This is a genomic window from Pantoea sp. X-Soil-TKNS-1207, assembly GCF_059730485.1.
The window spans coordinates 4,217,766-4,243,400 of the sequence record NZ_AP035958.1; the positions used below are offsets into that span (position 1 = coordinate 4,217,766).

The 25,635-nt window shown below is 54.3% G+C and carries 27 protein-coding genes; 11 read left to right on the plus strand and 16 right to left on the minus strand.

The genetic code is table 11. The features are described from left to right. Positions 1 to 248: 248 nt before the first annotated feature. The 3 genes from fpr (at position 249) to tpiA (ending at position 2,580) form a co-directional block, all read left to right on the plus strand. The gene (fpr, locus tag AC6I8V_RS19640; RefSeq protein WP_497843834.1) at positions 249 to 995 is read left to right on the plus strand and encodes a ferredoxin--NADP(+) reductase; all 747 of its coding nucleotides are present in this window, start codon (positions 249 to 251) and stop codon (positions 993 to 995) included. A gap of 106 nt (positions 996 to 1,101) precedes the next feature. Further along, entirely contained in the window at positions 1,102 to 1,692 is a 591-nt protein-coding gene (locus tag AC6I8V_RS19645; RefSeq protein WP_497843835.1) for a YiiQ family protein, read from the plus strand. A 120-nt stretch (positions 1,693 to 1,812) separates the two neighbouring features. After that, the gene (gene tpiA / locus AC6I8V_RS19650) at positions 1,813 to 2,580 is read left to right on the plus strand and encodes a triose-phosphate isomerase (protein WP_497843836.1); all 768 of its coding nucleotides are present in this window, start codon (positions 1,813 to 1,815) and stop codon (positions 2,578 to 2,580) included. Between the two features lie 41 nt (positions 2,581 to 2,621). Here tpiA and AC6I8V_RS19655 read toward each other — a convergent pair whose 3' ends face one another. The 5 genes from AC6I8V_RS19655 to cpxP form a co-directional block, all read right to left on the minus strand. Then, complete coding sequence (locus AC6I8V_RS19655) at positions 2,622 to 3,377, minus strand: CDP-diacylglycerol diphosphatase (protein WP_497843837.1); 756 nt, start codon at positions 3,375 to 3,377, stop codon at positions 2,622 to 2,624. Between the two features lie 130 nt (positions 3,378 to 3,507). Then, positions 3,508 to 4,497: a sulfate ABC transporter substrate-binding protein gene (locus AC6I8V_RS19660; RefSeq protein ID WP_497843838.1), complete on the minus strand. Its 990-nt coding sequence runs from the start codon at positions 4,495 to 4,497 to the stop codon at positions 3,508 to 3,510. A gap of 144 nt (positions 4,498 to 4,641) precedes the next feature. Further along, on the minus strand, positions 4,642 to 5,604 hold the full coding sequence (gene pfkA, locus AC6I8V_RS19665) for a 6-phosphofructokinase (protein ID WP_497843839.1): 963 nt from the start codon (positions 5,602 to 5,604) through the stop codon (positions 4,642 to 4,644). A gap of 206 nt (positions 5,605 to 5,810) precedes the next feature. After that, positions 5,811 to 6,713 carry a CDF family cation-efflux transporter FieF gene (gene fieF, locus AC6I8V_RS19670; RefSeq protein WP_497843840.1) on the minus strand — a complete coding sequence of 301 codons (903 nt, stop codon included), beginning with the start codon at positions 6,711 to 6,713 and terminating at the stop codon, positions 5,811 to 5,813. A 203-nt stretch (positions 6,714 to 6,916) separates the two neighbouring features. After that, complete coding sequence (cpxP, locus tag AC6I8V_RS19675) at positions 6,917 to 7,429, minus strand: cell-envelope stress modulator CpxP (RefSeq protein ID WP_497843841.1); 513 nt, start codon at positions 7,427 to 7,429, stop codon at positions 6,917 to 6,919. Between the two features lie 150 nt (positions 7,430 to 7,579). On the opposite strand from cpxP, the gene cpxR reads away from it, so the two are divergent. Genes cpxR through trmL form a run of 3 tightly spaced genes read left to right on the plus strand, consistent with a single transcriptional unit; the run spans position 7,580 to position 10,160 of the window. Beyond that, the gene (gene cpxR / locus AC6I8V_RS19680) at positions 7,580 to 8,278 is read left to right on the plus strand and encodes an envelope stress response regulator transcription factor CpxR (protein WP_497843842.1); all 699 of its coding nucleotides are present in this window, start codon (positions 7,580 to 7,582) and stop codon (positions 8,276 to 8,278) included. Continuing rightward, the gene (gene cpxA / locus AC6I8V_RS19685) at positions 8,275 to 9,651 is read left to right on the plus strand and encodes an envelope stress sensor histidine kinase CpxA (RefSeq protein WP_497843843.1); all 1,377 of its coding nucleotides are present in this window, start codon (positions 8,275 to 8,277) and stop codon (positions 9,649 to 9,651) included. The genes cpxR and cpxA overlap by 4 nt, the downstream gene beginning before the upstream one ends. Positions 9,652 to 9,686: 35 nt before the next feature. Beyond that, positions 9,687 to 10,160 (plus strand): tRNA (uridine(34)/cytosine(34)/5-carboxymethylaminomethyluridine(34)-2'-O)-methyltransferase TrmL, encoded by a 474-nt coding sequence (gene trmL, locus AC6I8V_RS19690; protein ID WP_497843844.1) that lies wholly within the window; start codon positions 9,687 to 9,689, stop codon positions 10,158 to 10,160. On the opposite strand, the gene cysE is transcribed toward trmL, so the two are convergent. From cysE to AC6I8V_RS19715, 5 genes are all read right to left on the minus strand, one after another. Next, positions 10,157 to 10,975, minus strand: coding sequence for a serine O-acetyltransferase (gene cysE / locus AC6I8V_RS19695; RefSeq protein WP_497843845.1), 819 nt, complete (start codon positions 10,973 to 10,975; stop codon positions 10,157 to 10,159). The genes trmL and cysE overlap by 4 nt on opposite strands. Positions 10,976 to 11,042: 67 nt before the next feature. After that, positions 11,043 to 12,062: an NAD(P)H-dependent glycerol-3-phosphate dehydrogenase gene (gene gpsA, locus AC6I8V_RS19700; RefSeq protein WP_497843846.1), complete on the minus strand. Its 1,020-nt coding sequence runs from the start codon at positions 12,060 to 12,062 to the stop codon at positions 11,043 to 11,045. Then, the gene (secB, locus tag AC6I8V_RS19705; protein ID WP_497843847.1) at positions 12,062 to 12,526 is read right to left on the minus strand and encodes a protein-export chaperone SecB; all 465 of its coding nucleotides are present in this window, start codon (positions 12,524 to 12,526) and stop codon (positions 12,062 to 12,064) included. Before secB ends, gpsA begins: the two co-directional genes overlap by 1 nt. Before the next feature lie 40 nt (positions 12,527 to 12,566). Continuing rightward, entirely contained in the window at positions 12,567 to 12,821 is a 255-nt protein-coding gene (gene grxC, locus AC6I8V_RS19710) for a glutaredoxin 3 (RefSeq protein ID WP_497843848.1), read from the minus strand. A 17-nt stretch (positions 12,822 to 12,838) separates the two neighbouring features. Further along, on the minus strand, positions 12,839 to 13,270 hold the full coding sequence (locus tag AC6I8V_RS19715; RefSeq protein ID WP_497843849.1) for a rhodanese-like domain-containing protein: 432 nt from the start codon (positions 13,268 to 13,270) through the stop codon (positions 12,839 to 12,841). A 249-nt stretch (positions 13,271 to 13,519) separates the two neighbouring features. On the opposite strand from AC6I8V_RS19715, the gene envC reads away from it, so the two are divergent. The 3 genes from envC to AC6I8V_RS19730 all read left to right on the plus strand — a co-directional run bounded on the left by envC (position 13,520) and on the right by AC6I8V_RS19730 (position 16,942). Then, positions 13,520 to 14,821: a murein hydrolase activator EnvC gene (gene envC, locus AC6I8V_RS19720; protein WP_497843850.1), complete on the plus strand. Its 1,302-nt coding sequence runs from the start codon at positions 13,520 to 13,522 to the stop codon at positions 14,819 to 14,821. 3 nt (positions 14,822 to 14,824) lie between these two features. Continuing rightward, positions 14,825 to 15,727: a divergent polysaccharide deacetylase family protein gene (locus tag AC6I8V_RS19725; protein WP_497843851.1), complete on the plus strand. Its 903-nt coding sequence runs from the start codon at positions 14,825 to 14,827 to the stop codon at positions 15,725 to 15,727. A gap of 135 nt (positions 15,728 to 15,862) precedes the next feature. Further along, positions 15,863 to 16,942: a glycosyltransferase family 9 protein gene (locus AC6I8V_RS19730; RefSeq protein WP_497843852.1), complete on the plus strand. Its 1,080-nt coding sequence runs from the start codon at positions 15,863 to 15,865 to the stop codon at positions 16,940 to 16,942. Between the two features lie 43 nt (positions 16,943 to 16,985). Here the strand turns inward: AC6I8V_RS19730 and AC6I8V_RS19735 are convergent, their stop codons facing one another. Genes AC6I8V_RS19735 through rfaD form a run of 5 tightly spaced genes read right to left on the minus strand, consistent with a single transcriptional unit; the run spans position 16,986 to position 21,985 of the window. Then, complete coding sequence (locus AC6I8V_RS19735; protein ID WP_497843853.1) at positions 16,986 to 18,143, minus strand: O-antigen ligase family protein; 1,158 nt, start codon at positions 18,141 to 18,143, stop codon at positions 16,986 to 16,988. Beyond that, complete coding sequence (locus tag AC6I8V_RS19740) at positions 18,121 to 19,026, minus strand: WaaZ-like lipopolysaccharide core biosynthesis protein (RefSeq protein ID WP_497843854.1); 906 nt, start codon at positions 19,024 to 19,026, stop codon at positions 18,121 to 18,123. Before AC6I8V_RS19740 ends, AC6I8V_RS19735 begins: the two co-directional genes overlap by 23 nt. Beyond that, complete coding sequence (gene rfaC / locus AC6I8V_RS19745; RefSeq protein WP_497843855.1) at positions 19,027 to 19,989, minus strand: lipopolysaccharide heptosyltransferase RfaC; 963 nt, start codon at positions 19,987 to 19,989, stop codon at positions 19,027 to 19,029. Positions 19,990 to 19,991: 2 nt separating this feature from the next. Then, positions 19,992 to 21,035, minus strand: coding sequence for an ADP-heptose--LPS heptosyltransferase RfaF (rfaF, locus tag AC6I8V_RS19750; protein ID WP_497843856.1), 1,044 nt, complete (start codon positions 21,033 to 21,035; stop codon positions 19,992 to 19,994). A gap of 17 nt (positions 21,036 to 21,052) precedes the next feature. Beyond that, positions 21,053 to 21,985: an ADP-glyceromanno-heptose 6-epimerase gene (rfaD, locus tag AC6I8V_RS19755; protein WP_497843857.1), complete on the minus strand. Its 933-nt coding sequence runs from the start codon at positions 21,983 to 21,985 to the stop codon at positions 21,053 to 21,055. 231 nt (positions 21,986 to 22,216) lie between these two features. On the opposite strand from rfaD, the gene AC6I8V_RS19760 reads away from it, so the two are divergent. Together AC6I8V_RS19760 and tdh are read left to right on the plus strand one after the other, a co-directional pair. Beyond that, positions 22,217 to 23,413, plus strand: a complete 1,197-nt coding sequence (locus AC6I8V_RS19760; protein WP_497843858.1) for a glycine C-acetyltransferase — start codon at positions 22,217 to 22,219, stop codon at positions 23,411 to 23,413. A 10-nt stretch (positions 23,414 to 23,423) separates the two neighbouring features. After that, positions 23,424 to 24,452, plus strand: a complete 1,029-nt coding sequence (gene tdh, locus AC6I8V_RS19765) for an L-threonine 3-dehydrogenase (RefSeq protein WP_497843859.1) — start codon at positions 23,424 to 23,426, stop codon at positions 24,450 to 24,452. 29 nt (positions 24,453 to 24,481) lie between these two features. Here tdh and AC6I8V_RS19770 read toward each other — a convergent pair whose 3' ends face one another. Continuing rightward, entirely contained in the window at positions 24,482 to 25,591 is a 1,110-nt protein-coding gene (locus AC6I8V_RS19770) for a glycosyltransferase (RefSeq protein WP_497843860.1), read from the minus strand. Between the last annotated feature and the right edge of the window lie 44 nt (positions 25,592 to 25,635).

The window sequence follows — 25,635 nt, forward strand, 5'->3', positions numbered from 1 at the left end:
AAAAAGGCTGTCCCGAATGAATGGCGGCAAAAATATCAGGAATAGATGACAAAGCGAGAGGTGAGGCAAAAGCAATTGCCCCAATGTCGTCAATGCTGCTGTACCGGGTTGTAAAGCGCCCGCTACAGTTGAAGCTGAGTGCGCTGCATTTGTCGCTGAGAGCCATTTGGCCCGCCTGGGACTGGAAATCTGTCTGGCGGCTGACGAAGATAGTGACATGCCTGAAAAATCAACAATAAGGAGTGATCATGGCAGAGTGGGTCAATGCTGAAGTGAAAGAAGTGAAAAACTGGACCGACGCCCTGTTCAGCCTGCGCGTGCAGGCGTCGATCGATCCCTTTATTGCCGGGCAGTTTGCCAAGCTGGCGCTGGAAATCGATGGCGAACGCGTGCAGCGAGCCTATTCCTACGTCAATGCGCCGCAGGATCCGCTGCTGGAGTTCTATCTGGTGACGGTGCCTGAAGGCAAGCTCAGTCCGAAATTACAGGCGCTGCTTCCGGGCGATCAGGTGATGGTGACCAAAGAGGCCTCCGGCTTTTTCGTGCTGGATGAGATCCCGGACTGCCAGACGCTGTGGATGCTGGCCACCGGTACCGCCATTGGTCCCTATCTGTCGATTCTGCAGCAAGGCGCAGGGCTGGAGCGCTTCGACAATATCGTGCTGGTTCATGCCGCGCGCTTTGCCGCCGATCTCAGCTTTCTGCCTCTGATGCAGCAATTGCAGCAGCGTTATCAGGGCAAATTACATATTCAGACGGTGGTCAGCCGTGAGCAGATCGCCGGCTCGCTGCATGGCCGGGTACCGGCGCTGATCGAAAGCGGTGAACTGGAGCAGGCGGTGGGGCTGCCAATGGATGCGGAAACCAGCCACATCATGCTGTGCGGCAACCCGCAAATGGTGCGCGATACCCAGCAATTACTCAAAGACAGCCGCGGTATGCGCAAGCATTTCAAACGCAAACCCGGCCATATGAGCAGCGAACACTACTGGTAAGACGAACGGCACTGATCATGTCAGCATTTTCCCCGTGCGGGTTTTGACTTTCGCCGGTAAAAACCGTTCTAATCGTTGGCTATGTTATTGGGTCAGGACCAAAGCAATGAAGAATCTGCCAGGCGCGTTGCTACTTAGCCTCGCACTGACATTTCCCGTCTGGGCGGACGATGCACTGCCGCAGGATCGCAGCGATCATCTGCCTGCGGCACCCTATTTACTGCCCGGTGCGCCCACCTTTGATATGACCATTGCTCAGTTCCGCGAAAAGTACAACGCGGCCAATCCTGACCTGCAACTGTCGGAATATCGCGCCATCGATAATAGCGATGACAAAAGCAACCTGACGCGTGCCGCCAGCAAAATCAGTGAAACGCTGTACGCCTCAACCGCGCTGGAGCCAGGCACCGGCAAAATTAAAACCCTGCAAATTACCTGGCTGCCGGTCCCCGGCCCGGATGAGAAAAACGCCCAGGAAAAGGCCATGGCTTATATGACCGCCCTGCTGCGCTTTTTCTCACCCGGTTTATCGCCGGAAGACGGGCGCAAAAAACTCGATTCACTGCTCGCGGCGGGTAAGGGTTCACGCTATTTTTCCCGCAGCGAAGGGGCGTTGCGATTTGTCGTCGCCGATAACGGTGATAAGGGTCTGACCTTCGCCGTAGAGCCGATAAAACTGGCGCTCGCCACCCCCTGATCCCCCCGGCAAAAATGACGAAAAGCAAAGCCAGCGACACATTTGATCTCTATACTGTCTGGCAGACATCGCTGCCCAGAGGCAGCGCTATTTCATGAATCGCGTTACGCGGAGGAAAGAATGCGACATCCACTGGTTATGGGTAACTGGAAACTGAACGGCAGCAAGCACATGACGGGCGAGCTGATCGAAGGTCTGCGCAAAGAGCTGTCTGGTGTTGAGGGTTGTGGTGTAGCGATTGCTCCGCCGGCACTGTACCTTGACCAGGCGAAACACGCCATTTCCGGTAGCCACATCGCACTGGGTGCCCAGAATGTCGACGTTAACCTGTCTGGCGCATTCACCGGCGAAACTTCAGCTGACATGCTGAAAGACATCGGTGCCAAATACATCATCATCGGCCACTCTGAGCGTCGTACTTACCACAAAGAAAGCGACGAATTTATCGCGAAAAAATTCGCTGTGCTGAAAGCAGCTGGCCTGGTGCCGGTTCTGTGCATCGGTGAAACTGAATCCGAAAACGAAGCAGGCAAAACCGAAGAAGTGTGCGCACGTCAGATCGACGCCGTGCTGGAAACTCAGGGCGCAGAAGCCTTCCAGGGCGTTGTGATTGCCTACGAACCGGTATGGGCGATTGGTACTGGCAAATCAGCCACCCCGGCGCAGGCGCAGGCGGTGCACAAATTCATTCGTGACCATATCGCGAAGAAAGATGCCGCAATCGCAGCCCAGGTCATCATTCAGTACGGCGGTTCTGTGAATGACAAAAATGCCGCAGAACTGTTCACTCAGCCGGACATCGATGGCGCGCTGGTTGGCGGTGCATCACTGAAAGCTGATGCCTTCGCCGTTATCGTGAAAGCTGCGGCTGCCGCGAAAAACGCGTAATCGTACGGTTATCTGACGAGGCGGCTAATCAGCCGCCTTTTTTATTGCAGAATCTGGCAGCGATGATCCTGCAACTCTTCCGCCGAACCGCTATTCAGTTTCAGCCAGTTGCGTTCAATCGCCATCAACGCCAGTCGGCCATCCGGTAACGCGGCCAGCGCCATGCCATATTTTCCCATCTCCGTACGCGCGTCAGGCACTTCTTCTGCCAGACGGATAAAGACGCTCTGCTGCGCCAGCTGGGCGGTTGTTAGTGTGCGGATCTGATAACGATGATTGCGCAGCGTCTCACTTTGCCACTGCTCGCTGAGCTGAGGCGCCAGCAGATCCAGCCGCTGGCGCACATCCGGACGCAGGCAGGAAATATGGATATGCAGCTGATTTTGCGTGCGGCCGTATTGCGCGTTAATCGCCAGCGATAGCGCGCTATCGGCGATGGGCTTACCGCGGCGCTGCGCCAGCAAATCGCGTTCACGCCAGGCGTCTGCGAACAGATTCGGCGTCTCAGGATGCAGCAATATCGGGCTTTCCATGCCGGTGATTTTTTCAATCGGCATCAGCAGATATTGCAACGGGCCATTAAGATCTTTCAGCGTAACGTAGCCTTTTGCCACATCCACCCGCTGACAGGGCGCGGGATTGCCTTTTTGCGTCATGCCCGGCAGGCATTTTTCACTGATGATTTGCCACAGGGCATTGGCGTTTTTTTGGGCGTGCACAGCGGCCAGTAGCAAACCGACAATCAGAAGTGCAAGCAGGAAGGTAATCAGACTCAGGGCACGGCGGCTTCCCTGCATAGCAAGGTCCCTCTGTTCATCATCTGCCAGCATCCTCGCCTGGCGCGTGATGAATGTCACGGACTTTTGCCGCGCCATCAAAGCAAAACGGCCAGCTTTCGCTGGCCGTGATACGACGATGACAAAACGATTACGGCGTCATGACCTGATCGTAAGTACCACCATCGGAGAAGTGCGTTTTCTGTGCCTTATCCCAGCCACCAAATTTGCTGTCGATAGTGAACAGTTTCACTGGAGCAAAGGTGCTGGCGAATTTCTTAGCCACCGCCTCATCACGCGGACGATAGAAGTTTTCCGCAGCGATGGTTTGCCCTTCCGGCGAGTAGAGATATTTCAGATACTCTTCGGCCACTTTACGCGTGCCCTGCTCATCCACCACTTTATCCACTACGGAAACCGTCGGTTCGGCGAGGATAGATTCACTCGGGGTGATGATTTCAAACTTGTCTTTACCCAGCTTGTTCACCGCCAGATAAGCTTCGTTTTCCCAGGCAATCAGCACATCGCCGATGCCGCGTTCAACGAAGGTGTTGGTAGCGCCGCGAGCGCCGGAATCCTGAACCTGAACGTTCTTAAACAGCGCTTTGACGTAAGCCTGTGCTTTGGCCTGATCGCCATGGTTTTGATCCAGCGCCCAGCCCCAGGCAGCCAGATAGTTCCAGCGCGCACCACCCGAAGTTTTCGGGTTTGGCGTGATAACGGAAACACCCGGTTTGGTCAGATCGCCCCAGTCATGAATCCCTTTCGGGTTGCCTTTACGGACCAGGAACACAATGGTGGAGGTGTAAGGTGCGGAGTTGTCCGGCAGACGTTTGATCCAGTTTTTATCAATACGGCCGCGCTCGGCAATGGCATCAACGTCAGACTGCAACGCCAGCGTCACCACATCAGCACGGATACCGTTGATCACCGAGGTGGCCTGCTTGCCTGAGCCGCCGTGCGACTGGCGAATCACCACGTTATCACCGGTTTCCTGTTTGTAATGGGCGCTGAAGGCTTTGTTGTACTGTTCGTACAGCTCACGCGTCGGATCGTAAGACACGTTTAACAGCTGGATATCCTTTGCCAAAACACTGGTCGAAGCCAGTAACAGGGTGACACCAATACTCCACTTGTTCATTGCTTGCTCTCCGAAGTCGTTATAGAACAAGACTGACACAAACTAATCCACAGATTAAAGAATTAAAAATAAGCTGTTATAACCGGATAGAATATAAGCAGACATAAAAAAGGCGCGTCTGACAACGCGCCCTGCTTTTGCGGATTAATACAGTTTTTTCGCGGTATCCAGCCAGTCGCGTTTGAACGGACGCTTCATGTTTTCGATGGCGTCGATGATGTCGTGATGCACCATCTTCTCGTTCTGAATACCGACGCAACGACCGCCGTAGCCCTGCAGCAGCAGTTCAATCGAGTATGCGCCCATGCGGGAAGCCAGGATACGGTCGTAAGCGCAAGGCGCACCGCCACGCTGAATGTGGCCCAGCACCGTGGCGCGGGTTTCCCGTTTGGTTTCGGTTTCGATATAGCGAGCCAGTTCGTCGATATCGCAGATATGCTCGGTAATCGCCACGATGGCGTGTTTTTTACCTTTGGCGATACCGGCTTTGATTTCATTCACCAGCTCTTCACGGGTGTAGGGAATCTCCGGCAGCACGATGAACTCACATCCACCGGCAATGGCCGCTGCCAGGGTCAGATCGCCGCAATAACGCCCCATCACTTCAACAATCGAGATACGCTGATGCGAAGAGGAGGTGTCGCGCAGGCGGTCAATCGCCTCGACGACAGTTTCCAGCGCGGTGAAGTAACCGATGGTGTAGTCAGTGCCCGCAACGTCGTTATCGATGGTGCCCGGTAAGCCAATGCACGGGAAGCCCATTTCCGTCAGGCGCTTCGCGCCCATGTAGGAACCGTCACCGCCGATCACGACCAGCGCGTCAATGCCGCGCTTTTTCATGTTCTCGATAGCCGTCTGACGCACTTCTTCGTTACGAAATTCCGGGAAACGCGCTGAACCGAGGAAGGTACCGCCACGGTTGATCATGTCTGATACGCTGTAGCGATCGAGATTGATCATGCGGTCTTCATACAGACCCAGATAGCCGTCGTAGATACCAAAAACTTCAAGTCCTTCACTCAGCGCGGAACGTACAACTCCGCGAATGGCTGCGTTCATGCCTGGGGCGTCGCCGCCGCTGGTCAAAACTCCGATTTTTTTGATCATGACAACCTCTGGATTGTTCAAAACTAAGGATTATTCCCGCCAGTGCCCCTGCGGAGACCAGCTCGCGGTCGCACGGCTTAATAGTTGCAGATAGTATATCAAAGGCTGAATGCTGAATTGATTCAGGTCAGACAAGTTTTCGCTAATTTTTTACAGAGTTGTTAGCGTTACGTCATTTTTTTTGCGCAACGCCATGATTTTAATTGCTAAAACTGAAAAAATCCTTGTTGATTTTCTGGCACAACTGAACAAGGGTCCTGATGGATGATCACATCCGAACCAGGGAATTTGCGGCGTAGCGCCTGCTCAATCTGGTCGGCCACCTTGTGCGCCTGCACCAGCGGCAGATGATCATCCATTTCCAGATGCAGCTGAATAAAGCGCGTCGGACCCGATTGTCGGGTACGCAAATCATGCGCGCCGCGCACGCCCGGCCAGTTGGCGATCACATCCATAATCGCCTGACGCTCCTCTTCCGGCAAAGCCCGATCAAGCAACGCCTGCACCGCTTCATAACCCATGCGCAGCGCGTTGTAGAGGATATATACGCCAATCCCCAGCGCGAATAACGCATCGGCACGGGTGAAACCGTAGCTGCTTAAACCGAGCGCCACCAGAATGGCGCCATTCATGATGACATCGGATTGATAGTGAAGCATATCGGCGCGGATTGCCTGGCTGCGGGTGCGGCGCACCACCCAACGCTGAAAAGTGACCAGCAGCAGTGTGGAAAATAGCGCGATCAGCGTGACCACGATACCCACCAAAGGCGCGCGCAGGGTTGCTGGCGAAGCCAGATGTTGAATGCCGGTCAGAAACAGGAACAATGCCGAGCCGGAAATAAACATACTTTGCGCCAGCGCGGCGAGGGATTCAGCCTTGCCGTGGCCAAAAGTGTGGTCAGCATCTGCGGGTTGCAGCGAATAACGTACTACCAGCAAATTGGTCAGCGAAGCGGCGATATCCACCAGTGAATCCACCAGAGCGGCCAGCACACTGACTGAACCGGTGTACCACCAGGCAAAAATTTTGACGATCAATAACAACGTTGCCAGCACCGTCGCCGCCAGCGCTGCGCGGTTTACCAGCTTTGCATAGGATTGTTCCATGCCAGTGCCTCATCGGGCGGTTCGAGTCACTGCGCCCGTTTAATCTCAGAATGGCTCAAGTTTATCATCAGCAGGGAAACGCTGCCTGAACTGGCGGGAGAAGTCTTAATTTTGATAAGGAAATCAGCAGACAAAAAAAACCCCGCCGTCATGGCGGGGAAGACAGGGATGGTGTCTATGGCAAGGAAAACAGGGATACTATGTTACTGGTTACTGCTGGTACTACTCACTGCTTGCAGCGGAGATGATGGCTGCAATTCTGAGAGCCTGCGCATTTCATTGAGGCGCCGCTCATAATTCTTCTGCAATGTCGCTTGCTGTGCAGGCGTTAGCAGGTGATACATCTGGTTACGAACCCGAGCCATCTCGACGTGCTGCTCAACCTGAGCCTGGGCAATTTTCTCTGCCTGCTGGCGGATGGCCGATTCGTTAAATTTGTCTGCAATGACAAGGTCATGCATAGTTTCTATATCCTGAACGCTCAGTGCGGGACGTTCGTGTCGCGCTTGTTGCATCAGGTCTCGCATCTGTTGCCGTTGCTGCTCAGTAAGCTCGATGCCGTCAAACATGTGGCTTTGCGGATTTTGCGTCATACTGCCTGTCGTCAATCCGCCATTCTGATGCATCTCGTCAATCGTCGTCGTGTCTGCTGCTCCTGCGCTGGCGTGACTGAGAACCATCGCTGAGGCAATGACGACGGCGGTTAAGTTGCGCATCGTTTACTCCCAGTTCGTTCCGTTTTGCGATTCAACGAGGGCTAGTGTACGGCGACAGCTGCAAACATCCGTCAGGGGGTGTAAAACTACGTAAAGCGTTGGATTGGCGATATGGGAACACGGTATTTTGCCTGCGGAGGGCAATAAAAAATGAATAAGATCCTGTTGGTTGATGATGACCGCGAATTGACTTCGCTGCTTAAAGAACTGCTTGAGATGGAAGGTTTTGAGGTGATTGTCGCCAGCGATGGCGAGCAGGCACTCAACCTACTGGACAACACCGTAGACCTGTTACTGCTTGATGTGATGATGCCGAAAAAGAACGGTATCGACACCCTGAAAGAACTTCGCCAGCAGCATCAGACTCCGGTAATTATGCTAACCGCACGCGGTAGCGAGCTGGATCGCGTTCTCGGCCTCGAATTAGGGGCGGATGACTATCTGCCGAAGCCGTTTAACGATCGCGAGCTGGTCGCGCGTATCCGTGCCATTTTGCGTCGTTCTAACTGGAGCGAACAGCAGCAACAGCACGATAACAGCTCACCTACCCTGGAAGTGGACTGTCTGCGTCTTAACCCCGGTCGCCAGGAAGCCAGCTTCGATAATGAGACGCTGGATCTCACTGGCACCGAGTTCACCCTGCTTTATCTGCTGGCACAGCATCTTGGCCAGGTGGTGTCGCGTGAACATCTCAGCCAGGAAGTGCTGGGTAAACGTCTGACGCCGTTTGACCGTGCCATCGATATGCATATCTCTAACCTGCGTCGTAAATTACCGGAACGTCGGGATGGTCATCCGTGGTTTAAAACCCTGCGCGGACGTGGCTACCTGATGGTTTCGACATCATGATTGGAAGTTTGACCACCCGCATCTTCGCCATCTTCTGGCTTACCCTGGCGCTGGTGTTGATGCTGGTATTAATGGTGCCCAAGCTCGACTCTCGCCAGATGACTTCGCTGCTGGAAAGCGAACAGCGGCAGGGCACCATGATTGAACAGCATGTCGAAGCTGAACTGGCGCAGGACCCACCGAATGATTTGATGTGGTGGCGCCGGTTGTTTCGCGCCACTGATAAGTGGGCGCCGCCGGGTCAGCGGCTGCTGCTGGTCACCAGTGAAGGGCGCGTCATTGGCGCCAAGCACGACGAAATGCAGGTCATCCGCAACTTTATTGGTCAGTCTGACAATGCCGATCACCCACAGAAGAAAAAATACGGTCGGGTAGAGATGGTCGGTCCCTTTGCCGTACGCGATGGCGAAGATAACTACCAGCTTTACCTGATCCGCCCTGCCACCAGTTCACAGCTTGATTTCGTTAATCTGCTGTTTGATCGCCCGTTGCTGCTGCTTATCGTCACCATGCTCATCAGCTCCCCGCTGTTGCTGTGGCTGGCATGGAGCCTGGCGCGTCCGGCACGTAAACTCAAACATGCTGCCGACGAAGTGGCGAGCGGTAATTTGCGACAGCATCCGGAACTGGAATCAGGGCCGCAGGAGTTCCTTGCCGCCGGTTCGAGCTTCAACCAGATGGTGAGCGCGCTGGAACGGATGATGACGGCACAGCAGCGCCTGCTGTCGGATATCAGCCATGAGCTGCGCACGCCGCTGACCCGTTTGCAGCTGGCCACCGCGCTGCTGCGCCGCCGTCATGGCGAAGGCAAAGAGCTGGAACGCATTGAAACCGAAGCCCAGCGCCTTGATGGCATGATCAACGACCTGCTGGTGCTGTCACGCACCCAGCATAAAAATGCGCTGGTCAGCGAAGCGATGAAAGCCAATCATCTGTGGAATGGTGTGCTGGAAGATGCCAAATTCGAAGCGGAGCAGATGGGTAAACAGATGGATGTGCCCTATCCGCCGGGGCCCTGGCCGCTGTACGGCAATCCACACGCGCTGGAAAGCGCGCTGGAAAACATCGTACGTAATGCGCTGCGGTATTCACATACGCATATCAGCGTAAGTTTTTCCGTGGATATTCAGGGCATTACTGTGCATGTGGATGATGACGGTCCTGGTGTCAGCCCGGAAGATCGTGAGCAGATTTTCCGCCCGTTCTACCGCACCGATGAAGCGCGCGATCGCGAATCTGGCGGTACGGGCCTCGGTCTGGCGATTGTCGAAACTGCCGTGCAACAGCATCGCGGTTGGGTCAAAGCCGATGACAGCCCGCTCGGCGGTCTGCGTCTGACGCTCTGGCTGCCGCTGTACTCCGCACGCCAATAATTTGCTATGCTTCGGCCCTCGTTTCCGGGGGCCTTATGCTAAACATCGTATTATTTGAACCTGAAATCCCACCTAACACCGGCAATATCATTCGTCTCTGCGCCAACACCGGCTTTCAGCTACACCTGATTGAACCCCTGGGTTTCGCCTGGGATGATAAGCGGCTACGTCGCGCCGGGCTGGATTATCACGAATTTACCGCCATCAAACATCATGCCAGCTATGCGGCATTTGTCGCCGCAGAAGCGCCGCAGCGGCTGTTTGCGCTCACCACCAAAGGAACCCCAGCGCACAGCGCCGTGCGTTATCAGGCGGGTGATTATCTGGTCTTTGGCCCCGAGAGCCGTGGTCTGCCCGCAGAGATCCTGAACGCGCTGCCGCCAGAGCAAAAAATTCGTATTCCGATGATGCCGGAAAGCCGCAGCATGAATCTGTCGAACGCGGTATCCGTGGTGGTGTATGAGGCGTGGCGCCAGCTGGATTATGCTGGCGCGCTGATTAAAAGCTAGATGCCGTCGCCGAATTCGAAGCCGGGTGTGCCGTTGAAGTGCTGATCCATATCCATTGAAGGTTTGTCGCTGCCAGGTTTACCGACAATGCGAGCCGGTACGCCTGCGGCCGTGGTATGCGGCGGCACCGGCTGGAGCACCACGGAACCGGCACCAATTTTCGCGCCGCGCCCTACCTCGATATTGCCGAGAATTTTGGCACCTGCGCCAATCATCACCCCTTCACGAATCTTCGGATGGCGGTCACCGCTGGTTTTACCGGTACCGCCCAAGGTGACGGATTGCAGAATGGAGACATCGTTTTCCACCACCGCGGTTTCACCAATCACGATGCCGGTGGCGTGGTCGAGCATGATACCGTGTCCGATGCGAGCCGCCGGGTGGATATCCACGGCAAACGACACCGAGATTTCGTTTTGCAGATAGACCGCCAGTGCGCGGCGCCCTTCATTCCACAGCCAGTGACCGATGCGATACGCCTGCAAGGCGTGAAACCCTTTCAGATACAGCAGCGGCGTAGAGTATTTATCGACCGCCGGGTCACGCTGGCGCACCGCCTGAATATCATAGGCAGCGGAAACGATCATCGAAGGGTCTTCACGATAGGCTTCTTCCACCACTTCACGAATCGCGATGGCAGGCATAATTGGGTTAGCCAGTTTGTTGGCCAGCATGTAACTGAGTGCGCTACCCAGATTTTCGTGCTTCAGCAATGTCGCATGGTAAAAACTGGCCAGCATGGGTTCACAGTCGGCCAGCGCTCTGGCTTCCGCTTTAATATTGTTCCAGACCAGTTCTAACTCTTCAGACGACATTGCTGTTTTCTCCCGAAAAAAAAAGCGCCTGATGGGCGCTACAGGTGATGAAGCCGCTTATCCTGCTTCAGCTATTGCTGTTCTCGTCCTTCCTTGCACGGCCGAGTAAGCTCAATGCTGCCTCTCGCGCTGATTTTTCGCAATATAATACCTGATAAATTTGCTCGGTTATTGGCATTTCCACGCCAACGCGAGCGGCTAACGCTCTGACTTCTTTGGTATTTCTGTAGCCTTCTACAACTTGTCCGATAATGCGTTGCGCCTCATCAACGTTCTCGCCCTGCCCCAGCATCATGCCGAAACGACGATTGCGTGACTGATTATCGGTACAGGTCAGCACCAGGTCACCCAGCCCCGCCATCCCCATAAAGGTGGTAGGATCGGCACCCAGTGCCGCGCCCAGTCGGCTCATTTCCGCCAGACCACGGGTAATCAGCGCGGTACGCGCATTGGCGCCAAAGCCGATGCCATCTGAAATCCCGGCACCAATCGCTATGACGTTCTTCACCGCGCCGCCCAGCTGGACACCGATAAAATCGAGATTGTTATACACGCGGAAACTTTTACCGCAGTGCAGCTTTTGCTGTAAATCGTCAGCAAACTGCGCATCGGTCGCCGCCAGCGCAATGGCCGTCGGTAAACCGGCTGCCAGCTCTTTGGCAAAAGTCGGTCCTGAAATCACGGCTAACGGAATGGCATCGCCAAGGATTTCACGCGCGACATCCTGCAACAGACGCCCGGTTTCCTTCTCCAGCCCTTTGGTTGCCCAGACGATGCGCGAATCAGCACGCAGATGCGGCTTTAGCTGCATCAGGACATCGCCGAACACATGGCTTGGAACCACAACCAGCAGATCGCGGCTGGCTTTGACCACCTGCGCTAAATCGGCTTCAGGGACGAGATTATCGGGAAAGGGCACATCAGGCAGAAAGGCGGTGTTGCAGCGGTCAGTCTGGAGTTTTGCCACGCTTTGCGGGTTGTGGCCCCAGAGCAGAACCGGATGACCATTGCGGGCCAGGGTGATGGCCAATGCGGTGCCGTACGAGCCGGCACCGATGACGCTAATCGAAGCGTTGAGTGTAGTCATCAGGCATCCTGATGTGGCGCGTCGCCTTCACCTTGCTGCTGCAGATAGTTCATGAACAGCGCATCAAAGTTGACCGGTGCCAGGTTGAGCTGCGGGAAAGTACCGCGTGACACCAGGCTGGTGATGCATTCGCGCGCATACGGGAACAGAATGTTCGGGCAGTACGCACCAAGGCAATGTGCCATCTGAGTGCCTTCGATACCGCTGATGGTGAAAATACCGGCTTGCTGGACTTCGCACAGGAACGCCGTTTCTTCGCCGACGCTGGCCGTTACGGTAACACGCAGCACCACTTCATAGACTTCATCAGCCAGCTGAGAGGACGCGGTGTCCAGATCCAGCTTCACTTCCGGTTCCCACTCTTTCTGGAAAACCTGAGGCGCGTTTGGCGCTTCGAAAGAGACGTCTTTGGTGTAAACACGTTGAATCTGGAACTGCATTTCGTTGGTGCTATGTTCTGACATGTTACAAAATCCTGTAAGTTAGAATTGTGTGGCCGTAAAGTTATGCCTGTAATAAGGGATCAAGTCCCTGGCGCCCATCCAGCGCAAAGAGATCATCGCAGCCGCCAATGTGCTGCGCATCGATAAATATCTGTGGCACGGTGGTTCTGCCGCTGCGTTGAATCATCTCTTCACGTTTCACCGCGTCCCCATCAATAGGGATCTCCTGAAACGTCACACCTTTCTGATTAAGCAGCGCCTTTGCCCGGTGGCAGTAAGGACAGGTAGCTTTGGTGTAAATCTCGACATTAGCCATGCGGTTACCTCTGCGAATTATTTACCGCGCACCAGCGGCAGGTTTTCACCGCTCCAGCCGCTTACGCCGTCTTTCAATACAGTCACCTGAGTGAAACCTGCTGCGCTCAGCTGAGCTGCTGGCTCGCCTGCGGTTTGACCCGTAGCGCATACCACAATTATGGGCTGAGACTTATGCTTTTCCAGCTCGCCAAAACTGCCTTTTTTAATGTCTGCCGCCGCTACATTCAACGCCCCAGAAATGTGTCCTTTGCGGTAATCGTCGCGTGAACGAACGTCTACCACCACCGCGTCCTCTTTATTAATCAGGCGGGTCGCTTCACCGCGGCTGATGGTTTTTACCTTAGAGAACATTCCTTTAACGGTGGTTACAATCACCAGAACGAGTAAAACAACCCATGCCAGACTGAGGATGGGGTGATTGCTTGCAAACTGCATAATTTCTTGCATGAGGGGTAACGACTCCAGACCGGGCTAATAAGCTAAAACAAGGGTTCTGAGTATACCTGCGCCACTTCGCATGTACAGTCGCTAAGGGGCCAGAGTTACGATTTGTGCGTCATTTTCCAAAAAAAGTGTTCTAATCGCAAAATTGATACAAAGTTTATCCCGGTAAGCTGAAGGTCGACATCTTTGGAAAAGCAAAACCCGGCCGGGAAAACTGGTAAGCGGCTGTTCATCGTGGAATAATTATCGACTATGAAGGGAAAAGCGATCGTTTTACCAACAAGGACCTGTCACAACGGCCCAGCGCATCCGTTGTCATCACGCTGGTCCGTACTCTCCCTCAGCCTGCTCTGTGCGGGCGCGCTGTTATTGCCCCCTGGCGCGCATAGTGCTGACGACAGTAAATCGCAGCTGAAATCCATTCAGCAAAATATCGCTGAGAAAGAAAAAAGCGTCAAAGCGCAAAAATTGCAGCGCAGTAAGCTGCTGGACCAGCTGCAAAGCCAGGAAAAGGTGATTGCGCAGGCCAGTCGCCAGCTGCGTGAAACCCGCAATAGCCTGAGCGCGCTCAACAACGACATCGCCCAACTTAACGCATCCATCGCTCGCCTCGAAAAACAGCAGGCGCAGCAGGAAAAATTACTCGCACAGCAGCTTGATGCAGCCTTTCGTCAGGGCCAGCACAATGGTTTACAACTGCTGCTGGGCGGTGAAGAAGCGCAGCGTAGCGAACGCATTCTGGCTTATTTCGGCTACCTCAACGCGGCACGCCAGAAGAATATCGATGACCTGAAGCAGACGCAGCAGCAGCTTGCGGAACAGCGTCAGTCGCTACAGGACAAACAGCAGCAGCAAAAAAATCTGTTAACCCAGCAGCAGGCTCAGCAAAGCAAACTGGAATCTGCCAGTGCCGCGCGCAAGAAAACCCTGACCGCGCTGGAAAGTTCGCTGCAAAAAGACCAGGCTGACCTGGTCGAGATGCGTGAGAACGAAAGCCGTCTGCAGGATAAAATCGCTAAGGCCGAACGTGAGGCGCGCGAGCGTGCCGAACGTGAAGCCCGCGAAGCGGAGAAAGTGCGCCAGCGTCAGGCGCAGGCGAAAGCGAAAGGCTCCAGCTATCAGCCGACGCAGAGCGAGCGCGAGCTGATGGCGCGTACCGGTGGACTGGGTCGCCCTGGCGGCCAGGCCGTCTGGCCGGTACATGGACGTATTGAACATCGCTTCGGTGAATCCATGCAGGGCGAACTGCGCTGGAAAGGTCTGGTGATTGATGCATCAGAAGGCACCGAAGTGAAAGCCATCGCCGATGGACGCGTACTGATGGCCGACTGGCTGCAAGGCTACGGTCTGGTTGTGGTGCTGGAACACGGTAAAGGCGATATGAGTCTTTACGGCTACAATCAAAGTGCGCTGGTGAGTGTCGGTGCCCAGGTGAAGGCAGGACAGCCTATCGCTCTGGTGGGTACCAGCGGCGGCCGCGGCACGCCCTCGCTCTATTTTGAAATCCGACGTCAGGGACAGGCCGTCAATCCACTGCCGTGGTTAGGAAGATAACCTTTGTTTCAGCCTCATAAGCTCTCAGCCGCACTCTGTGGCCTGTTTTTGTCACTTTCCGCCCATGCCGGAAAACTGTCCATCGTCATTGACGACTTTGGTTATCGGCCGGTCGAAGAAAACAAAGTGTTGCAGATGCCTCCGGCCATCTCCGTCGCGGTGCTGCCCAACGCGACTTATGCGCATCAAATGGCCACCAAAGCGCATCAGGGAGGCCATGAAGTGCTTATCCATCTGCCAATGGCGCCTTTAAGTAAGCAGCCACTGGAGAAAGATACGCTCACGCCGGAGATGTCGAGTGCTGAGATTGAACGCATAATCCGCGATGCGGTAGCAAAGGTGCCTTTTGCGGTCGGTCTGAATAACCATATGGGCAGCAAAATGACCTCCAGCCTGCCCGGTATGCAGAAAGTGATGCAGGTGCTGAATCAGTACAATTTCTACTTTCTCGACAGCATGACCATCGGCAACAGCCAGTCGATCCCCGCCGCGCAGGGCACCCATGTGAAAGTGCTGAAACGCCGGGTCTTTCTGGATGACAGCCAGAGTGAAGCCTCGATTCGCCAGCAGTTTACCCGCGCGGTGAAGTTAGCTCAGCGCGATGGTTACGCGATCGCCATCGGGCATCCGCATCCCAATACGGTGCGGGTCTTGCAACAAATGCTGCCAACATTGCCTGCCGATATCACGCTGGTACGTCCCAGCCAGCTGCTGAATGAGCCGCTGCATCAGGGATCGACCCTGCCGGTGAAACCGCAGCCGGACACTCATCCCCGCTTCCGCGCGCCGGGCCTGTGTAAGCCCAGCAAACCGCTGGCACCAGTGCCGCAAAGCCGGGCGATAGATGTGATCACCGGAAGTGTGGCGGAAAGTCCGTTGATCAGGAATTTAGAGCAGTTATTTTAACGGGCGCTGTACAAAATCCAGACGAAAAATTAGCGTTAACCTCTTATGAGGCTAACGCTTTTTTCGTTATGATATTGGAATTATTCCCCGTTAATGACGTCCAATAGTCAGATTCTTTATGGGTAATCAGCATTAATGAAAAAGCTTTGGAAAATAAATCTCATCAATAGCGTGCTCAAGCTTCATGCCGGGCTGAGTCAACTCGATAAAAATAAAACAGAACTGAGTTCATCTCTCGAGTTTAATCGGATTGTGATTTTCTCGACAACCGCATTGGGCGATTTGCTGTTTAACACACCCGCCATAAAGGCCATCCGACGTCGTTATCCGTCGGCTAAAATCATGCTGATCTCCAGCGACAAAAATCAGGATCTGGTGAATAACAGTGAATGGTTCGACGAGGTCGTGATTTGGGATAATAAAATTTTCAATGCCGGTCGGGTGATCAGAAGAATGCGACGCTTTCAGCCCGATGTGACATTTTTGCTTCACTCCAGAATAGGCTATGACATTCTCTGCTCACGCCTCGGTGGTTCAAAATATATTATCAGAGATAACTTCCGTAGCGACACAACCGCATTTAACCACTGGATTGATCTCTATTCTCAGGCGGCGGATACGCATATTATTCAGCGTAAGCTGAATTTGATTAGCGCGCTGGGATGCGACACCTCAGATATCAGAATGCAATTTCCCATTACCGTAAATACCCTTTCCCGTGATGAATATTCTCCGGTTATTGGTTTTCAAATGGGCGCATCGGGGAAAAACCGCTGCTGGCCGGTTGAACATTTCGCCCAATTGGCCGAGCGTATTTTTGCAAACTATCCAAATGCAAAACTGGTGCTAACCGGAGCAGCCCATGACTCACCGATCGAAAAGGCCTTTTTTGCAGCATTATCAGAAAAATATCATGACCGGGTACGTTCATATATCGGCAAAACGCGGCTGCCTGAATTGCTCCAGCTCATCCATAACCTGGATGTGTTGATTACCGGTGACACCGGCCCACTGCATATTGCGATTACAGCCAAAACGCCAACGGTGAGCCTCTATGTCAGCGCGAATCCCCGCCATACCGGCCCTTATCAGGATTTAGATATTCACCAGATTATTCGTATAGAACCTGATGAAAATGACGACCCGCATTACCCATTACGTAAAATCAGCGTCGATCAGGTCTATCAGGCCATGTTGAAAAGTCTGTCCGCCTGATTCCTCAGCCAGATTTCACATAAGTCTGGCTGAGGGAGTGCATTCAGGCCTTGCGGGTTGAGAGCACAATCGCCAGCGGCAGCCAGAACAGCATCCAGGACTCTCCCGGCCCACCAATGACAAACATACCCTGGGTGATGAAAAACATAATAGAAAACAGATAAATGGACGATTCCAGCCCGGCTCCCTGATGGTACTTCAGCCAGGCGTGGTATAAGCCTGCAACGATAACCGCCGCAAGAAAGGCGACACCGACGCCGCCGCCCAGCAGGAAAGCCGCGAAATAGAGGCTGTGTGTCGTACTCACCTGTGCGCCGAGGCTGTTTACAAACTCCAGCTGTTTATCAAAACCCCATCCCAGAACAGGGTGCACCTTCGCAACGCTATAAGCGTGCTCCCAGATGCCAAACCGAACAAAACTTTGCGCGTATGAAGAAACCATACGGCTATAAAACTCGCTGCCATAGTCGGTGAAATAGAAGAACAGTCCAACAACAACAATAGAAAGAAGCAGGTAGATAATATGACGAAGATGGACGTGTCGGTATTTCGCCAATAAGACCGCTAACGACACCAGTAACGCCAGCAAAGGGCCACGGCTCTGGGTTAACAGCAGCCCGATAAAAAGCAATGATGCCGGTAAATACATCCAGTGCTTGCCCGTCTCGCGCGCCACGATCAGTCCACTCAGAATACCCAGCGCGAAATAGCCACCCAAATCAATGACATTAGAAGGAGAAGCGAAGAAGCCATTCTCCAGTCTGTTGGTGAGAATGGAGGCTTTATCGACTAAGGCAAACGTCAGCAGAAGTATGATGAAACAGCTGAGAAAAATAAAACTATGGACTTTCAATACGCCATAGCGCCGAATAGAATAATTCACCATTAATACGAAGAACAGCAGATACATACTGTGTTTCAGCGTGGATGAAATATTTCCGGGATTATCTGACCACAGGTTGCTCAGACTAAAATAAAGCAGAAACAGTGCGACAATACCCAGCGATTTCCAGGGCACGTCGTCCGCTGAAAATGGATTTTTACGGGTTAACACCATAAACAGCAACATGGTGGATATTGAGAGATGGAAAAGATTACTGACTTTGCCGACGCCGGTAAAGATCGGCATGAGTAAAAGAAATGCCATAAAGGCAATGGCAGAAATAACTTCTAACTTCTCACATTTTTTTAAAAATGACATCTGGTGTCGCCTTCTCAAAAATATCCTCACCCAACCCGCTGTTTAAGGAAAGATTATATATTTTTATACCCGCCCGTTCTAATTCCCGGCTGGCGTGCAAGAAGGCCGGCCTGATAATATGGGTAAAATTAGATTCCAGAAGGCTGGGAAGTTTATCATTCTCTTGCTCATAAAACCGTGGCGCCGAGAAGTTATTCATATCAACCCCGGCCAGAAAAATACGGCTGGCACCGAGCCAGGTTGATAATTGCAACGCCCAATAAGCAACGGTTCCGGCATCAAATATCCCCTGGCGAATATCCCAGGCATATCCTGAGCGTGGGTCCGTGGGGAACAACACCATGCCTTCTTTATTGCAGTGCTTTTCATATTCATGAGGCTGAACCTTGCCTCTGAATACTTTAAAACTGACATCTTCAATAATCGCCAGGCGGCACTTCAGTTCCCGCAGGTCCAGTCTCTTCAGCATGTCGTTGAGGCAATGTACGGTGGTAAACAGCACCAATTCCCGATCGGCGAGCACCTCGGTGACCAGATCAAATCGATTCTCAACAAAGCCGCGATCCACAATGACGTAATACGAGAACTTAACCTTGTCGCGCAAATGATAGGCGCCGTTGACGCCGATAAATGTCGTGCCCGCAAGTTTTTGCAGATCCAGCGACTTCACCGAGGGACCGGTTGCCAGCACGGTGATATCGCCGGGCACCGCAGCACGGAGCGCGCTGAGATCTTCCAGCTGGAGTTCCTGTTTGCGATAGGTCAGACGTTGGATATGGTCTGCCTCAGCACGTTGAATGGCGATATGCGGCCAAAAGTTTTCGTTATGCCGAAGCGATCGATCGTGGGTATAACGATAAATTTGTTTGAAGATCGAGTCCATTCAGAGCAGTTCCTGCAATTTTTCCATCACTGCGCTGGCATCGATTGCTTGCATGGTGCCGTCTTTTCCACTGAGTACGTATTGATTCAAACCATAGCCGCCAATCAGCCCCGGATCTGTCGGTCCATACAGCGTGATATTTGGGCGGTCCAGCGCTGCCGTCAGGTGACTCAATCCGGTGTCCACCGAAATCACGGCTCGCGCACCGGCCAGCTGACGCGCCACCTGCTCCAGCGTCAGGCGCGGCAACACGTCAACATGGGTAAAACCTGCCGCCAGTCGCTGCGCGCGCTGATGTTCATGCTCGGCACCCCATGGCAGTTTTACGCGTAGCCCCGTCGGCTGCACTAACTCAATCAGCTCACGCCAGTGTGCCTCCGGCCAGTGTTTGTTGTCACGCGTGGTGGCGTGCAAAAACACCAGATACTGATGTGCATCATCCGGCAGCGAAGAAAGGAAGTGCCGCGCTATCGCATAATCCCCGTGGGTCGCCGGTTTTTCATAGCCGAGGCTTTTGGCGAACAGCTCACGGGTGCGCTCTACGGCATGTTGCTGCTTATTGATTTCATGGCGTTTGTCATACCACCAGCTGGCAAACGGCTCGCGGGCGCTGCGGCTATCCTGTCCATGCTTCACGCCTTTTGCCAGACGCGTGACCAGCGCAGCACTTTTAATCAGACCCTGCGCATCAATCACCACATCATATTGACGTGATTGTAATTCGCGCTTGAACAACACGCGTTCTTCACGTTGCTGGCTGCCGAACCAGTGTTTACGCCAGCGGCGAATGGCCACCGGCATAACTTTATCAACCGCCGGGTGCCACGCGGGAATCTGCGCAAAATTTTCTTCCACCACCCAATCAAAACGGATGCCAGGAATCGCCTGCATCGCATCGGTGAGCGCGGGCAACGTATGCAGCACATCACCCATTGACGAGGTTTTCACAATCAGGACGTGCATGTTTACTCCTGCGCTGCATTCAGCAGTGCACTTAATTCCTGATGCACGCGAGTGGGCTGAATGTCGATCAGACTTTGATGATAGCCTTGTTCGGCATCGCCTTTACGGACTTTGTGATAGCCGGTGATCAGGCGAATAATACGCGCCTGATGCGATAGCGGCGGAGTGAAATCGGGGCTGCTTGGGCCATACAACGCCACCAGCGGACGGTTGAGCGCCGCCGCGATATGCATCAGCCCGGAATCATTGCTCACCACCGCAGCACAGTGCGCCAGCAAAATCACCGCCTGTTCCAGCTGGGTATCACCGGCCAGGTTTTTACAGTGGCTGCGCGCCTCTTCCGACAGCGTCTGCACAATGGTGTCGCCGGTGGCGCGATCTTTCGCCGAACCAAACAGCACCACCTGATAGCCTTCGCTGATCAGCTGCTCCGCCAGCGCGGCGTAGTGATAATGCGGCCAGCGTTTTGCCGGGCCAAACTCCGCGCCAGGGCAGAAACCAATCGCAGGACGATCGGCAGAGAGCGCAAACTGCGCGGCAGTCATGCGCTTCTCCTCTTCCTCAACCCGTAGCTGCGGCCACAATAATGGCTGCGGCAACTGTTGTGCTGAAGCAACCGGCTTGTCGTAGCCCAGTGCCACATAACGTTCGACCATCAGCGGGAACGCCGCTTTATCCAGCACGCGCACATCATTCAGCACACCGTAGCGCATCTCGCCACGCCAGCCGGTGCGACGTTTAATACCGGCAAAAAACGGCACCAGCGCCGATTTAAAGGAGTTCGGCAGCACATAAGCGCGATCGTAGCCGCTGGCCTGCAAGGTTTTGCCCAGTCGACGACGCTCGCCAAGTGCCAGTGCACCGTGGCCGAGCGGCATCGCCAGTGCCTGATTCACTTCCGGCATACGTGACAGCAGCGGTCGGCACCAGGCGGGTGCCATTACATCAATAACTGCCTCAGGATGCTCAGCCTTGAGCGTGCGATAGAGACTTTGCGACATCATCATATCGCCGACCCAGGAAGGGCCAATTACCAGAATTTTCATCGCTGCTGCCGGTTCCCTTATGCGTTACGGTTCAGCCAGACCATATATTCGGACACACCTTCTGCCACGGTTTTGAACGGCTTGTCGTAGCCGGCCGCGCGCAGTTTAGTCAGATCTGCCTGCGTGTACGCCTGGTAACGGCCTTTCAGCTTGTCCGGGAACGGAATGTATTCAATCTGGCCTTTCTGATGGAATTTCAGCACCGCATCAGCCACTTCCTGGAAGGATTCCGCACGGCCAGTGCCGCAGTTGTAAATGCCGGAGATACCGTTTTCCCAGCACCACAGATTCACGGCGGCAACATCATCAACGTGGATAAAGTCGCGACGGAAATCATCGCTGCCTTCAAACAGCTTCGGGTTTTCGCCGCTGCTGATTTGCGTGTTGAGGTGGAACGCCACACTCGCCATGCTGCCTTTATGGCCTTCACGCGGGCCATAAACGTTGAAGTAACGGAAACCACACACCGGTGAATCGGCTTCCGGCAAAATCTGGCGGACATAGTGATCGAACAGCATTTTGGAGTAGCCGTAGACGTTCAGCGGCTGCTCATACTGGCGCTCTTCGATGAAGTTTTCGTTGCGACCGCCGTAAGTGGCAGCGGAAGAGGCATACAGGAACGGGATACCGCGATCGAGGCAGAAATGCAGCAGATCTTTGGAATACTGATAGTTGTTATCCATCATGTATTTGCCGTCCCACTCGGTGGTCGCCGAACAGGCACCTTCGTGGAATACCGCTTCAATCGGGCCGAGATCTTCACCCGACATGATGTAGCTGAGGAATTCCTCTTTATCCATGTAATCAGAGATGTCCAGATCCGCCAGGTTCACGAATTTGGTGCCATCTTTCAGATTATCTACCACCAGAATGTCGGTATGACCGCGATCGTTCAATGCCTTGACGATGTTGCTGCCAATCATGCCAGCGCCACCCGTTACGATAATCATGTGCTTTGCCTTTAAACAGTTGGGGTGAAACAGGAGGTTTCACGCACGAATACCTATCATCATAACATTTCAGTCCGCAGCAGACAGCCAGATGACTCCGTAAGCCCTGCACATTTCCCGTCCGCAGCGTGAACTATGCTGCAAAACAGAGATTTGATCGGCTGAAATGTCGTTAATTCGCTTTTCTGGCAGTAACATGTGCCAAAATTTTGCTATCTGAGGAGCAGAATCATGTCCGATCAATTCTATTCGCAAATCCATCAGCAACTTGAGACAACACGCCAGGACGGATTGTTCAAACACGAACGCGCCATTACCTCGGCACAACAGGCAGAAATCCACGTTGCCCATGGCCAGCCGGTCATCAATTTTTGCGCCAATAACTATCTTGGCCTGGCGAATCATCCCGCGCTGATTCAGGCAGCCAAAGAGGGGATGGATTCCCACGGTTTTGGCATGGCATCCGTGCGCTTTATCTGCGGCACCCAGGATATCCACCAGCAGCTGGAGCAGCGGCTGGCGGCGTTTCTCGGCATGGAAGATGTCATTCTGTTCTCCTCCTGCTTTGATGCTAACGGCGGCCTGTTTGAGACACTGCTTGGCGCAGAAGATGCCATTATTTCTGATGCCCTTAATCACGCCTCCATCATTGATGGTGTGCGTCTGTGCAAAGCGCAGCGCTATCGTTATGCCAACAACGACATGCATGAGCTGCGCGCCCGCTTGCAGGAAGCGCGGGATAACGGCGCGCGCCACATCCTGATTGCCACCGACGGTGTGTTTTCAATGGATGGCGTGATTGCCAATTTGCCGGGCATCTGCGATCTGGCTGACGAATTTGATGCGCTGGTGATGGTCGATGATTCACACGCCGTCGGCTTTGTGGGTGCCAGCGGGCGCGGTACGCACGAATACTGCAACGTGATGGATCGCATCGATATTCTTACCGGTACCCTGGGCAAAGCGCTCGGCGGCGCATCAGGCGGTTATGTCGCGGCGAAAAAAGAGGTGGTGGCGTGGCTGCGTCAGCGCTCGCGTCCTTATCTGTTTTCCAACTCACTGGCACCCGCGATAGTGGCTGCTTCGCTGCGCGTGCTGGAGATACTCAGCGAGGGCGATGGCCTGCGCCAGCGCCTGTGGGAAAACGCACGTTTCTTCCGCGAAAAAATGACCGCCGCCGGATTTACGCTGGCCGGTGCCGATCACGCCATCATTCCGGTGATGCTGGGCGATGCAAAAGTGGCACAAGAGTTTGCCAGCCTGCTGCAACGCGAAGGTATATACGTGACCGGCTTCTTCTATCCGGTGGTGCCAAAAGGCCAGGCGCGCATTCGCACCCAGATTTCTGCCGCTCATACTCAGGCGCAGCTGGAGCAAGCGGTGGCCGCCTTTACCCGCATTGGTCAACAACTGGGCGTCATCGCCTGAGGAGCCGGGAATGAAAGCACTCGCCAAATTAAAGGCGGAAGAAGGCATCTGGATGGTAAAGGATGCGCCGATTCCCGAACCTGGTCATAACGACCTGTTGATCAAAATCCGCAAAACCGCCATCTGCGGCACCGATGTCCATATCTATAACTGGGACGACTGGTCACGCAAAACCATCCCGGTGCCGATGATTGTCGGCCACGAATATGTGGGCGAAGTGGTGGCCATCGGGCAGGAAGTGAAAGGTTTCGCCATCGGCGACCGAGTCTCCGGTGAAGGACATATCACCTGCGGCCATTGTCGTAACTGTCGCGCCGGGCGCACCCATCTGTGCCGCAACACCGTTGGCGTCGGTGTGAATCGCCAGGGCTGTTTCGCTGAATACCTGGTGATCCCGGCCTTTAACGCCTTCAAAATCCCGGACAACATTTCTGACGAGCTGGCCGCCATTTTTGACCCGTTTGGCAACGCCGTGCATACCGCGCTGTCGTTTGATCTGGTGGGTGAAGATGTACTGATTTCCGGCGCTGGCCCCATCGGTATCATGGCGGCCGCGGTATGCAAACATGTTGGCGCGCGCAATGTCGTGATCACCGATATCAATGAATATCGTCTTGGCCTTGCACGCAGCATGGGCGTGACGCGTGCCGTAAACGTGGCGCAGGAGGATCTGCATCAGGTGATGGCCGCATTGGGCATGACCGAAGGGTTTGACGTCGGGCTGGAGATGTCCGGTGCGCCACCGGCCTTCCGCACGCTGCTGGAGGTGATGAACCACGGCGGGCGTATCGCGCTGCTGGGCATTCCGCCGGGCGAGATGGCGATTGACTGGAATCAGGTGATTTTCAAGGGGCTGTTTATCAAAGGGATTTACGGCCGCGAGATGTTTGAAACCTGGTACAAAATGGCGGCGCTGATTCAGTCCGGCCTCGATCTGACCCCCATCATCACCCATCGCTTCCACATCGATGATTTCCAGCAGGGCTTTGATGAGATGCGCTCGGGGCGCTCCGGCAAAGTGGTCCTTAGCTGGGATTAAGCAAACGGCCCGCGAGCGGGCCGTTTTCTTCAGCGTGCCGCCGCAATCAACGCGGAATATTGCTGGCAAATCACGCGGGTATCAAACGCGGAGAAATCAATCTGCGCAAGATCGGGCGGCTGCTGGTAGATCTGCAACATGGCATCGGCCAGCGAGACGGGGTTAAGGTCGGCCAGCCCACGCGCCAGATCGCCCTGCAACAACGATACCGGCCCGCCCGGACAGCGCGTGCTGACCACCGGCGTGCCGCACAGCATCGATTCAATCAACACGTTGCCGAACCCTTCACTGTCGGAACTGACCACCAGCAGGCTGGCATGGGCCATCCATGCATAAGGGTTGTCAGAAAATCCCTGAAAGATGACGCGTTGTTCAATACCCAGCTCCTGTGCCAGCGCTTTCAGCGCGGCGGTTTTTTCCTCGCCCCCTTTCCCCAGCAACACCAGCGGCACGGCAAGCCCGGACAGGGCATAGGCGCGCAACAGACGATCGTGGCGTTTAGTTTCGTGGAAGCGCCCTACGTGCAGAATGAATTCGGACGGTGATGGCGGGATCGGTTGCTGCGCCAGGGCTTTAATCTTCGCGACGTCAAAAGGGTTGGCGATTACCGCGTCGCGCGCTGGCTGCACGCCAAAGGCCGATTTGAGGTCATCCAGCGCATATTGTGACACGCCGATGATATTGCGCTGCTGATAGACCCGCTGAATCTTGCGCGCTTTGAGCCAGCGCGAAAATCCGCTGCGATGCCCTAAATAGGAGGCCGAAAACACCCCATGCAGGCAGAACCAGGTATTTCTCTCCCCCAGCACCTTGCTGCGTCGGACGATGCGATCGGTTTTGTGTAAATGGGAAACGACAAGGTCAAACGTCCCTTCCGTCTGCTCGGCAGTTTGCACAGCTTTATCGAGCTGACGCGCCCGACGCGATAACTCTGTTAGCTTGCGCCACGGCTGACGGCACTGATCTTCAACGACGAGGTAATCAACCCCATCAGGCAGCGTGTATTCTCGTACCTTACGCAGTGAAAAAAGGGACACCCGGTGACCAGCGTCCAGCAGACCCGCAACCAGCGTGATGACCACCTTTTCTGCTCCACCGCCCGGCAAGCCATCAATCACCATAAGAACGCGCTTCGACAAAGTGTTTCCTTTTTTCAGTAAAATGAACGCCATTAAGCCACTCA